The 10,707-nt window shown below is 66.9% G+C and carries 14 protein-coding genes; 6 read left to right on the top strand and 8 right to left on the bottom strand.

Annotated features, from left to right (window positions below; all coding sequences use genetic code 11):
• Positions 1-126: 126 nt before the first annotated feature.
• Positions 127-504 carry a DUF6223 family protein gene (locus tag ACFWUP_RS23540; RefSeq protein ID WP_379237662.1) on the bottom strand — a complete coding sequence of 126 codons (378 nt, stop codon included), beginning with the start codon at positions 502-504 and terminating at the stop codon, positions 127-129.
• Positions 505-912: 408 nt separating this feature from the next.
• Here ACFWUP_RS23540 and ACFWUP_RS23535 point away from each other — a divergent pair, with 408 nt between their 5' ends.
• Positions 913-2,016 (top strand): sensor histidine kinase, encoded by a 1,104-nt coding sequence (locus tag ACFWUP_RS23535; RefSeq protein WP_379237660.1) that lies wholly within the window; start codon positions 913-915, stop codon positions 2,014-2,016.
• Positions 2,013-2,660 (top strand): response regulator, encoded by a 648-nt coding sequence (locus tag ACFWUP_RS23530; RefSeq protein ID WP_379237658.1) that lies wholly within the window; start codon positions 2,013-2,015, stop codon positions 2,658-2,660. Before ACFWUP_RS23535 ends, ACFWUP_RS23530 begins: the two co-directional genes overlap by 4 nt.
• A gap of 4 nt (positions 2,661-2,664) precedes the next feature.
• Here the strand turns inward: ACFWUP_RS23530 and ACFWUP_RS23525 are convergent, their stop codons facing one another.
• Positions 2,665-3,042 (bottom strand): winged helix-turn-helix transcriptional regulator, encoded by a 378-nt coding sequence (locus ACFWUP_RS23525; protein ID WP_379237656.1) that lies wholly within the window; start codon positions 3,040-3,042, stop codon positions 2,665-2,667.
• Positions 3,043-3,159: 117 nt separating this feature from the next.
• Here ACFWUP_RS23525 and ACFWUP_RS23520 point away from each other — a divergent pair, with 117 nt between their 5' ends.
• The gene (locus ACFWUP_RS23520; RefSeq protein WP_379237654.1) at positions 3,160-3,354 is read left to right on the top strand and encodes a hypothetical protein; all 195 of its coding nucleotides are present in this window, start codon (positions 3,160-3,162) and stop codon (positions 3,352-3,354) included.
• On the opposite strand, the gene ACFWUP_RS23515 is transcribed toward ACFWUP_RS23520, so the two are convergent.
• Together ACFWUP_RS23515 and ACFWUP_RS23510 are read right to left on the bottom strand one after the other, a co-directional pair.
• A complete protein-coding gene (locus ACFWUP_RS23515; protein WP_379237652.1) occupies positions 3,314-3,772 on the bottom strand; it encodes an anthrone oxygenase family protein in 459 nt (152 codons plus the stop codon). The genes ACFWUP_RS23520 and ACFWUP_RS23515 overlap by 41 nt on opposite strands.
• A gap of 15 nt (positions 3,773-3,787) precedes the next feature.
• Complete coding sequence (locus ACFWUP_RS23510) at positions 3,788-4,171, bottom strand: nuclear transport factor 2 family protein (protein WP_379237650.1); 384 nt, start codon at positions 4,169-4,171, stop codon at positions 3,788-3,790.
• 77 nt (positions 4,172-4,248) lie between these two features.
• Here ACFWUP_RS23510 and ACFWUP_RS23505 point away from each other — a divergent pair, with 77 nt between their 5' ends.
• A complete protein-coding gene (locus ACFWUP_RS23505) occupies positions 4,249-4,866 on the top strand; it encodes a TetR/AcrR family transcriptional regulator (protein WP_379237648.1) in 618 nt (205 codons plus the stop codon).
• Here ACFWUP_RS23505 and ACFWUP_RS23500 read toward each other — a convergent pair.
• Positions 4,841-5,428 carry a TetR/AcrR family transcriptional regulator gene (locus ACFWUP_RS23500; RefSeq protein ID WP_379237646.1) on the bottom strand — a complete coding sequence of 196 codons (588 nt, stop codon included), beginning with the start codon at positions 5,426-5,428 and terminating at the stop codon, positions 4,841-4,843. The two genes, ACFWUP_RS23505 and ACFWUP_RS23500, sit on opposite strands and share 26 nt — an antisense overlap.
• Before the next feature lie 87 nt (positions 5,429-5,515).
• Between ACFWUP_RS23500 and ACFWUP_RS23495 the strand changes: the two genes are divergently transcribed.
• Positions 5,516-6,409: an NADP-dependent oxidoreductase gene (locus tag ACFWUP_RS23495; protein ID WP_379237644.1), complete on the top strand. Its 894-nt coding sequence runs from the start codon at positions 5,516-5,518 to the stop codon at positions 6,407-6,409.
• A gap of 10 nt (positions 6,410-6,419) precedes the next feature.
• Here ACFWUP_RS23495 and ACFWUP_RS23490 read toward each other — a convergent pair whose 3' ends face one another.
• Positions 6,420-7,670 (bottom strand): reverse transcriptase family protein, encoded by a 1,251-nt coding sequence (locus ACFWUP_RS23490; protein ID WP_379237642.1) that lies wholly within the window; start codon positions 7,668-7,670, stop codon positions 6,420-6,422.
• Between the two features lie 259 nt (positions 7,671-7,929).
• Here ACFWUP_RS23490 and ACFWUP_RS23485 point away from each other — a divergent pair, with 259 nt between their 5' ends.
• A complete protein-coding gene (locus tag ACFWUP_RS23485; RefSeq protein WP_379237640.1) occupies positions 7,930-8,802 on the top strand; it encodes a bile acid:sodium symporter family protein in 873 nt (290 codons plus the stop codon).
• 3 nt (positions 8,803-8,805) lie between these two features.
• Here ACFWUP_RS23485 and ACFWUP_RS23480 read toward each other — a convergent pair whose 3' ends face one another.
• Together ACFWUP_RS23480 and ACFWUP_RS23475 are read right to left on the bottom strand one after the other, a co-directional pair.
• Positions 8,806-10,410 (bottom strand): serine/threonine-protein kinase, encoded by a 1,605-nt coding sequence (locus tag ACFWUP_RS23480; RefSeq protein WP_379237638.1) that lies wholly within the window; start codon positions 10,408-10,410, stop codon positions 8,806-8,808.
• A 78-nt stretch (positions 10,411-10,488) separates the two neighbouring features.
• Entirely contained in the window at positions 10,489-10,641 is a 153-nt protein-coding gene (locus ACFWUP_RS23475; RefSeq protein WP_379237636.1) for a hypothetical protein, read from the bottom strand.
• Between the last annotated feature and the right edge of the window lie 66 nt (positions 10,642-10,707).

The raw sequence follows: 10,707 nt of genomic DNA, 5'->3' as shown, positions 1-10,707 counted from the left end.
GACGTCCACCAGGCTCGAAGAACAAGCACCGAGCACCCCGTCCGGCGGTCGGCAAACCCACCGACACCGAAACCCCAGGTTAAAAACCAAGATGAAAGCCTGGTGATCTTGATCTCGGTTCACTGATCAGCGCTGGAGGCGGGCGCGGGCGCCCAGTGCGACCGCCAGTGCACCGAGGACGATCGCGATCGCCGCGCCGACGATGCCGTTTCCGGTGCCGGGACCGCCGTCCGCGGTCGCGACGCCGATCACGCCGACGATCGCCGCGACGGCGCCCCCACCGATCGCGGCCGACGATCTGGCCGAGCTTCCAGCACGGACCACGGCCCACGCACCCACGATCGCGGCGGCCAGGCCGAGGAGCGCGGCCGATGTCGCGAAGAAACGGTCGGTTGTCATGCCGTAGGAGTCGGCGAGAGTGATGGTGTCCGCCGAGGCGGGTGCGGCGGCGATGAGGATGAAAGCCAGTGTGACAGTGGCTGTGGTGAGCGGGCGGCTGGACATGGGGTGCTCCTTCGTGTCAGCCCGGCGCGTTGCCGGAGTTCTGATCGCCGGTCACGGTGGCCGGGCATCGGTCGTCACCGGTCCGGTCGTCGTTGCCGATGTCCCGAAACCGGTCCGACCCCGATCTGGTGCGTTCTCTGGCGCCCCGACATTGTCGGGTTCGCGGTCGCACGCACCTGCTTGCCGTGCGGCTTGGTCGCGGGCGACCGTTCCGATGGTGACCGTTCTATCGTCGATGTCTTCAGTGGCTCGGTCATCGTGCGGCCGTGGACAATTCGCGTTGCCACGAGAGTGGTAGGTGGATACTGCGACTGCGCGCGGTAATGCCGGGACTACCACGATCGCGGTAGTCCGAGGATCATCCTGGCGCTGGACGCGGTCGCAAGGGAGCCGGGCTAGGGTTCACGGATGAGCAGGGCACGGGTCGTCGACTGGATGATCGCCGTCGGGGTGGCGGCGATCTTGCTGGTCACCGGGCTCACCAAGGAACATTCCGGCTCACCCCTCGACCTCCTCGCCTACGGGCTGCTCGTTGTCAGCGGCCTCGCGCTGATCGAACGGCGACGTGCGCCAATCGCCGTGCTGATCGTGACCGGGCTGTGCGCGTTCGGGTATCAGGCACTCGATGTCGACATGCCCGCCGTCGCCTTCCTGTTCGCCGTGTATTCCACCGTCCGCGCCGGTCACCACGTTGTCGCGGTACTGGCCTCGGTGGCACTCATCGCGGCGCTCCCGCTGGCAGCCATGTTTTCGCTGCACGACGTCGCCGCGTCACTCTCGCGCGCCCGCGACGCGTTGGAGATCGCCTGGTTGATCGCCGCAGGTGCCGCGGGTGAAGCGCTGCGCCAGGCCGAACGCCGGGCCGATGAGGCCGAACGGACCAAAGAGGAAACCGCGCGTCGCCGGGCGGACGAGGAACGCCTGCACATCGCGCGCGAGCTGCACGATTCACTCACCCATCAGATCTCGGTGATCAAGGTGCAATCCGAGGCCGCCGTGCACGTGGCGCGCAAGCGCGGCGAGGAGGTTCCGGCCGCACTGTTGGCCATCCGCGAAGCCGGGCGCGAGGCGGCTCGCGAACTGCGCGCGACCCTGGAGGTACTGCGCGACGACGACACCTCCCCGCGTCCAGGCCTTGCCCACCTCCCCGAACTGGTCGAGCGCCATCGATCCACGGGCCTGGACGTGACCCTCACGATCGAGGGCACGCGCACCGATGTCCCCATCGCGGTCGACCGGACCTCCTACCGGATCGTGCAGGAATCCCTCACCAACGTCACCCGCCATGCCGCCGCAACGACCGCCACGGTCCGCGTCGATTACGGCGCAGACGGCCTCGTCGTCGATGTCGAAGACGACGGAACCGCCAGTCCCGCAACGGTTCCCGTCCCCGGAGTCGGCTTGCTCGGCATGCGCGAACGCGTCACTGCCCTCGGCGGCCACCTCCACGCCGCACCGCGATCCGGTGGCGGCTTTGCGGTACACGTCGAATTACCCCTGGACAGAACATGATCCGGGTCCTGCTCGTCGACGACCAGCCGCTCATCCGCAGCGGCTTCCGCGCACTGCTCGACATCGAGGACGACATCGAAGTCGTCGCCGAAGCCGGTGACGGTCTCGAAGGTGTCGAGCTGGCTCGCACCCACCTGCCCGACATCGCCCTCATCGACATCCAGATGCCGGTGGTCGACGGCATCGAAGCCACCCGCCGCATCGCCGCCGACCCGGCCCTATCCGGCGTCCACGTCGTCATTCTCACCAATTACGGCCTCGACGAATACGTCCTCGAGGCCCTGCGCGCGGGCGCCGCGGGTTTCCTCGTCAAAGACATCGAACCGGAGGACTTCCTCCACGCCATCCGCGTGGCCGCCCGCGGTGACGCCCTACTCGCCCCCTCGATCACCCGCCGCCTCATCCAGCGCTACATCGCCCAGCCGCGCATCCCCGGCGCCACCCTGAACGAACTGACCACCCGCGAACGCGAAGCCGTCGCCCTCGTCGCGCAGGGCCTGTCCAACGACGACATCGCCGCCCACATGGTGATCAGCCCCCACACCGCCAAAACCCACATCAACCGGGCCATGACAAAACTCCACGTCCGCGACCGAGCCCAATTGGTCGTTCTCGCTTACGAATCCGGCCTGGTCGTGCCCTGAGCCCTCAGGCGTCGAAGCGGCGGCGGGACTCTTCGATGTGGTCGAAGTAGCGCTGCGTCCACATGCACATCCCGTCAATGGTGGCGCGCAGGGCCTGGCCGGACTCGGTGAGTTTGTACTCGACTTTCGGCGGCACGGTCGGGTAAACGGTGCGTTCGACCAGACCGTTGCGCTCGAGCATCCGCAGATTCTGGGTGAGCATTTTGTGGCTGATGCCTTCGACGAGATCCCGCAACTCGCTGAACCGCAGGGTGTTGTCGCCGATGTATTCGACGATCAGCAGAGCCCACTTGTTGGCGATGTCGGAGAAGATCTCGCGGGCCAGTGAGTCGGAGCGGGCGAGATCCGCGTCATCGGGGGTGCCGGTGAGTCGAGTGGTCACTGTGCGGTTCCTCTTAAGTATGTTCTTCCAGGTCGCCCCTCATTCTCCATCGGTGACTCAGTAACCACAAGTGACCTTTGAGGGATCGCGCAGCAGAAGAACTATCTCAGCGTTTATGTGAACGCCGCCGAGGACCGTCGCTACCTCGCAGCGGTGTACGGCCCGCGCCTCGGCAAGGTCAAGATCGGCTCGGCCAGTGTGTCGTTCAAGTCCGTCGACGACATCGATCTCGAGGTTCTCGCCGAAATGGTCCGCCACGCGGGCCGCACCATTACTCAGCGACCCGCGACGCGCGGACAACCAGCACGATGACGAGCACGAAGGCGGCCAATGCTGTTCCGGTGCGCAGGAAATGGAACATATCCCAGCGGGTGAGGATCGCGGCGTAGTCCGCCGGGGCGCCCTCGAGTACCCACCGGTTGATCTGGTGATTGATCGGCACATTGCCCAATCTGGTGATCGCGAACGAGGCGATCACCAGTGCCGTCGCGGCCGCCGCGACGACCCGATGCCTGCCGGTCGCGAGCACGGCCACAGCCAGACAACTCAATGCTGCGGCCGCCATCGTGGCCTGCATGCTGATGCTGTTGTTCTGCATCAGTTCGGTGTGGAATTCCAGGCGCATCTGCAGCGGCACGCGATGGAAGGTCGGAACGAGATTGGCTGCGCCGTAACCGAATGCGCCGGCCAGGAGTCCGGTAGTGAGCAGGGCGAGCGAGCGGATGAGCACGACAGATCTCCTGGGTCAGAGGGTGCGAGTGAGCTGGTCGGCACGGCGAAGCCTGCCGTCGGCGGTGAACTCACCGAACAGGAACAGCTCCGTGGTGAGTGGTCCCGTCTTGCGCATCGTGGCGTGGATGGTCATCCGCGCGGCGATCCGATCACCATCGGCGATCACCTCATGGATCTCGAACCGGTAGTCGCGCAGGTTCTTTCGCACCGGACGCAGGTGAGCGATCAGTCTGTCCCGGTCGAGCCGGAGGCCGTCGGCGATCTGGACGACATCGGGGGTGTGGAAACGGTCGACGACCTCAGCTGGGTCGTTGTCGACATCCAGGGCGGCGGCGGTGAATTCGGTGAAGAAATCGGCGATGAACCGCTCGGGTGAGCGGGGCGGTGCGGGGTCCATGGCACTCCAGCCGTAGAATTCTTACAGTGATGTAAAGGTTAAGCGGAACCAGGCAACTTTGACAAGGGTGTAAGATTTTGACCGAATCGCGGGAACCGAAGCGGCGTGCCGACGCCACGCGCAGCAAAGCCGCCGTCCTCGATGCCGCCACCCGCCTGCTCGCGATCCAGCCCGACGCGGGCATGGCCGCGATCGCCGCCGAAGCGGGCGTGACACGGCAAACTGTCTACGCGCACTTCACTTCTCGTGACGACCTGATCAACGCTGTCATCGATCGCACGACAGGACAGGCCGTCGAGGCCATGCGCGCCGCCGACCTCGACAGCGGCCCCGCGACCGACGCACTGCTGCGGATGCTGGATGTGGGCTGGCGGTTCTTCCGGGTGTCACCACTGGCCAACCACGTCGGCTCCTTCGCCCGCCAGCGAGACGAAGACCGCCACCTCCCCATCAACGACCGCCTGCTCCGGCTCGTCACCCGCGGCCAGCACGCGGGCGAGTTCGACACCACCGTGGCGGCGCAGTGGCTCGTCACGGTGATCGTCGCGGTCAGCCATGCCGCGGGCGATGAGGTCAGGGCTGGTCGAATGACGCAAGAAGAGGCACAGAAAGTGCTGCGAGACAGCGTTTTACGACTTGCCGGCGCCGCAAAGGTTGAACACACAGGAACTACGCGGGAACTCCAGGGCGGGTAGCTTCCCAGGCCGCCTCGATCATCCGGAAGATCTCGTCCACCGCGGCTTCCGGATCAGCAGCCTCCCGAGCCAGCGAATACGCGTCGATCACGAACCGAGCGATCGTCGCGCTCGCCGTCTCGGTCTGCGCGAGTTCAGGATCGGCAGCGATGGCCGCTGCCAGCGCCTCCGCATGCCGCAGCCGCATCGACTCTCCATACCTACGCAGCGCGGACGACTCATCGATCATGTGCCATAGCGGAGAGGCGCCGTCCGCCGTGCAATGTCGCACCATGGCATGGATCTCGCGACGCAGCGCGGGGATGAGCGGTTCGTGGGGCGCCCGGCCGGTGACCGCCCGCACGAGCCCCTGCTCGAAGTCTTCGTCCCGGTCGAACACCAGAGCCTCTTTGGAGGCGAAGTGGGCGAACAGCGTGGTGACGGCCACGTCGGCCTCCGCGGCCACGTCGCGAATACCCACCTCGTCGTACCCACGTTCCAGGAAGAGCCGCAGAGCGGTGTCGGCGATCTTCTGGCGGGTCGCTGCTTTCTTACGCTCACGACGTCCGGTCGGCACGGTCATGCCAGGAGGCTACCAGTGACGAACCTGGATCAGTTATGAAGTCATAACGGTTTCAAAACACTAACCGTTAGTGCTACTGTTTCGACCATGAAGAAAGTGAGCTTCGCCGAGTTCGGCGGTCCGGACGTTCTGCAACTCATAGATGCCGAGGAGCCCGCCGCGGGCCCCGGCCAGATACGCATCGCCGTGCGGGCGGCGGGCGTCAACCCCGTCGACTGGCGGCTGCGCGAAGGCCAGGTCCTCGGTGCGCACCCGCTCGAGCTGCCCGCCGGCGTCGGACTGGACGCCGCCGGGGTGGTGGACCAGGTCGGCGACGGCGTCGAAGATGTCGAGGTCGGCGACTCTGTGTTCGGCGAAGGCGCAGGCACCTATGCCGAGTTCGCCGTGCTGACCGCCTGGGCGCGAATGCCGTCGGGACTGACCTTCGAGGAGGCCGCGGGGTACCCCTCCGTGGTGGAGACCGCGCTGCGCGTCATCGATGAGGTCGGTGTGCTGGCCGGACAGACGCTGCTGGTCAGCGGTGCGTCCGGGGGTGTCGGATCGGCGGTGCTGCAGATCGCGCGCGAACGCGGCATCACGGTGATCGGCACCGCCGGGGCCGCGAACCAGGACTATCTGCGGAGCCTGGGCGCCCGCACCACCACGTACGGCGAAGGCTGGGTCGAGCGGGTGCGACAACTCGGCTCCGTCGACGCCGCCCTCGATCTGGCCGGCTCGGGGGTGATCCGCGAGCTCGTCGAACTGACCGGGGACCCGCAGCGGGTCGTCTCCATCGCCGACCTCGATGCGCCGAAGTTCGGGGTCCGGTTCTCCGGCGTGGCCGGGAGCGTGCCGGCGGCACTTGCCGAGGCCGCCGCGCTCATTTCACAGGGAAAGCTCCGGATCCCGGTCGAGAAGTCGTACACCCTGGCCGAGGCCGCCGCGGCGCACATCGACAGCCAGGCCGGTCATTCCCGTGGGCGTCGGGTCATCGTCGTCTGATTCCAGGCTGTCAGGTGGTCCAGTCGACTCGATCGGCCATCGTCAGGAGTTTGTCGCGGCGGTGCGGGGCGGTTTCGCCGATCCAGGAGATCAGGCCGCAGACGTGGGCCCGGAAGTCGTTGTGGCCGTTGATGTTCTGTGCCGTGGCGCCGGTCCGTGCGCAGTTGTGCAGGAGGGCGCGGACGGCGTCGTAGCGGTCGCGGGGCGCGGCTGGGGAATCGTTGACGACGAGGCCTGCCAGTACTTGTCGCTGGTGGGCGCGGCGGATCAGAGTTTTGCCGGTGTGCACGGTGAAGCCCTCGTCGCGCGCTATTCGGGTCACCGTCCAGATCAGCCGGGCGGTGTCGAGGTCAGCGTTGCCAGAGAAAGCGAGGTCGTCGGCGTAGCGGGTGTAGGTCAGGCCGTGGCGGTGCGCGTAGCCGGTCAGGCGGCGATCGAGGCTGCGGGCGACGAGGTTGGCCAAGCGCGGCGAGGTCGGGGCGCCCTGCGGGAGGTGGCGGGCGGCGAGCAGGGTGCGCTGGGAATAGCCGAGCCCACGCAGTTCGGCCACCGGTGTCGCGGTGGTGCACAGTTCGGCGAGGACGCGGGCGACGACCGAGGAATAACCGCAGGCCGCGAACACCGCGCGCACCCGTGCTACAAGGATCGTCGGAAAGAAGTCACGCAGGTCCTGTCTGACCACCACCTCGGATCCGGCGTGCGGGGCTGCGAAAGTTGCCGCGCTGCACCCCTTCTCGAAGCCGTGACACGCGCGATCAGCGGGGATGCCCGCGAGAACCCGATGCAGGATCCGGCGCTGGATCTCCCGCAACCGCACCTTCGGCGCCTCGACGACCCGCACCCCGGCCGCCTTCGGCAATCGCCGATATCGGTAGTGCGACAACGGTTGTGACGCGTGCCGCAACCAGCCGCCCCGATCGGCGAACCACTCGAGCTCGGTCGGCGTCACGTTCAGCAACTGGGCCAGTGCGGCGAGGTCCGGGATCTCGACCGCACCGAACCGCATCGACACGGGTTCGAGGGAAACGACGGTCGTCGCGAGCTTCGGCAGGTCGACCAGCACCCGGCGCAACGTGTTCACCGGATCCACCGGTTCGACCGGCATGAGGTCGATCACCCGACCCGCGATCTCCTGCGCCCGACCCGGTTCGATCACCTCGGCGAACGCCTCGGCCAGCGTCGACAACCCCCACCCGTCGCCGAGTTGGTCGAACGAAAGTGCCAGCCACCCGGCCAGTTCGGACTCGATTGCCCGGCTCATCGGAATGCGACAGTGACGGGGCGACCAGAATCCTTCGTTCGCAGTGCTGCGAGGCACGCGAAGCGTGCGCCCGAGCTCTGGACGCTGAGACCGACTGACAACAAACTCCCAGGGGTTGCCCCTGAGATGGGTCGCTCCGACCCGCTCTCGCCCCGCCACTGTCGCACCCAGCCACCTTCCCACACCGATTCCGGTGCGCATTCGCCCCACGCGCGGGCAGTGCCTTTGGTTAGGGTGATTTCCCGACGATCGGTGGTCTATGAACTCCTCCCTTGTCTCCACAGCCCTGCCTCCGGCCCTGGCCGTGATCATGTTCGGCCTCGGACTATCGCTCACCGCAGCCGATTTCACCCGGGTGCTGCGAGCTCCGAAAGCGGTCGCGGTCGCCCTGACCTGCCAGGTGATCCTGCTGCCCGTGGTGGCGTTCGGCTTGGTGAAGCTGTTCGATCTGCAGCCGCTGCTCGCGGTGGGCATGATGCTGCTCGCCGCCTCGCCCGGCGGCGCCACCGCAAACCTGTTCAGCCACCTGTTCCGCGGGGACGTAGCGCTCAATGTAACGCTGACAGCGGTCAATTCGGTGCTGTGCGTGGTGACCGTCCCGCTGGTCACCAACTTCGCGATCCATCAGTTCGCCCGCGACGAGGCAGCCACTCTGGGCCTGCAGTTCGGCAAGACGGTGCAGGTGATCGCGATCGTGTTGATCCCGGTCCTGATCGGCATGCAGGTTCGGCGTCGCGCACCGGACTTCGCGGCGAAGATGGACCTACCGGTTCGCATCGCCTCGATCGCGATCCTCGCCACGATCGTGATCGCCACCATGATCGCCGACCGAGCGGCACTGAGCGGCTACCTCTTCGACGTCGGCGCGATCACCGCACTGTTCTGCCTGATCAGCCTCACCACCGGCTACCTCGTGCCACGCGCGTTCGGGATCGCGACACCGCAGGCGATCGCATCGTCGATGGAGATCGGTGTCCACAACAGCGCCATCGCGATCACCCTGGCCATCAGCGTGCTCGACAGCTCCCGCATCGCCGTCCCCGCCGCCGTCTACGCGGTGTTGATGACCCCGCTCGCGGCGCTTTTCGGCACTCTCATCAGCCGACAAGCGCGGGCACTCGCAGTGCCGTGAGGCTCATACGATCCGGGAGATGCAGTAGCCGTTCGCGGCCTGGTCGAGAGCGAAGTCGACCGTCTTCTTCGCACCGTCGACACCGGTCACCGGTGCGCTGACGGTCACCGTCGACCCGGCGCGGACCGTGAGCGCCTTGTCCTCGAAGCGACGCACCCCGGACAGCACGGTGCCGGGCTGAGCACCGCTACACAGCAGCGGGTAGTCCGGTTCCACATCGGCCGGATTCACCGGATCGCCGACAACCCGGCTCAGATAGCGTTCGACGGTGTAGCGGGCCTGCTCGTCGGTGAGCCCGGTCGCCGATCGCTCGCTGACGATCGGGCAGCCGTAGAAGGACCGTAACTCGCTGGGGCGCAAGCTCACCCGGAGTTCGTCATTCTCCCAGAACGGGCCGAACCGACCGAGGGTGCCTGCGCGGCGCACCGCATCGATGATCTGCTCGACGTCGCCGTACATCGTGGGGATCTCAGCGGGTGACTGGGTCCAGCACTTACGGATCAACGCGCTCGTGTCACCGGCGAGGACATCGTCGAGCCAAGGGCGTAGGACCGTCGCCGCCTTCGGACTCTCAGGGACCGCACCGATCTCGATGCTCGGCGTGGTCATCGGCGCGTCCGAGCCCACCCGATCCTTGGCAGTGAGCACGGCGAACGCGGTCACCCCGGCCACCACTGCCGCGGCAGCGACCCCGGCCAGGACTTTTCGTGTTCGCGAGGGTGGAGTCGGATCACGCAGCAGCACAGCGGTATCCGACACCACCGGCCTGCCGGTGAGCGCCGCGACCGCCGCGTCAGCGAGTTCACCGCAGCTGGCGTACCGATCGTCGGGCTTCTTCGCCATCGCCCGCGCGATCACCGCGTCCAGGGCAATCGGCAGCGCCGGATTACCGGCCGACGGGCGCGGCGGCGGTTCGATCAGATGCGCGCTGATCAACGCGGCCGCGCTCTCCCGCTGGAACGGGACGAACCCGGTGAGCAGTTCATAGAGGGTGCCGCCGAGGGCGTACACATCGGTGCGCACGTCGAGCGGATGACCCTCCAGTTGTTCGGGTGCCGCATAGGCGAGGGTGCCGAGCACCGAGCCCGCCGACGTGAGACTTGTTGTCTCCCCCATACTTCGAGCGATCCCGAAGTCGGTGACCAACACCTCGTCGGTGCCGTCGTCGGCACGCGCGATCAGCAGGTTCGCCGGTTTGATGTCCCGATGCAACAGCCCCTGTCGATGCGCGTAGTCCAGTCCCCGCGCCGCCTCGGCGACGATGCGCACCGCGCGCTCCGGCGTGAGCACCGACAGCCCCTGGCGCAGCAACTGCGCGGCGTCGAGCCCGTCCACGAACTGCATCGCGATCCACAGTCGATCATCGTCGACCCCACGATCGAAGATCTGCACCACATTCGGGTGCCGCAGCCGGGCGGCCAGGTCGGCTTCACGCTCGAACCGCGCCCGAAACGTCGGTTCCACGGCCAGTCGCGCATCGAGCACCTTCAGCGCGTCCCGGCGCGGAAGTCGTGGATGCTGGGCCAGATAGACCGCACCCATTCCCCCACCGCCGAGCCTGCGTTCGATGCGGTATCCCGCAAGGACCGCCCCCGGCTCGAACTCCATCACCACTCCTTCGCACCCATGTGGCTGCGCCCCAGGTTATCCGCCCCCGACTCGTCCTCGCCGAAGGTTGGATTCTCCTCAGTTGGTGGGGTCTTCGTCTCCGGCGGCGGTCAAGAAGGTCGGAAACAGGTTTCCGGGGACGGGCTCGCCGGGATCCGCCTTCGCCTCACTGTGGATCGGGGCGCTGAACAACGGCACCGGTGCGGCGCCGACGGTGTTCGGATCGGTCATAGGGTTCCCCCGTACATCGGTTCAGGTGAGCGGTAGTTTCGCCGAGCCTAGTGGAGTACCGGCCCA

Source organism: Nocardia sp. NPDC058658, assembly GCF_042716665.1.
Classification (GTDB): Bacteria; Actinomycetota; Actinomycetes; order Mycobacteriales; family Mycobacteriaceae; genus Nocardia.
The sequence above is the reverse complement of the archived record's forward strand: the minus strand, read 5'-3'. Positions and strand labels throughout refer to the sequence as shown.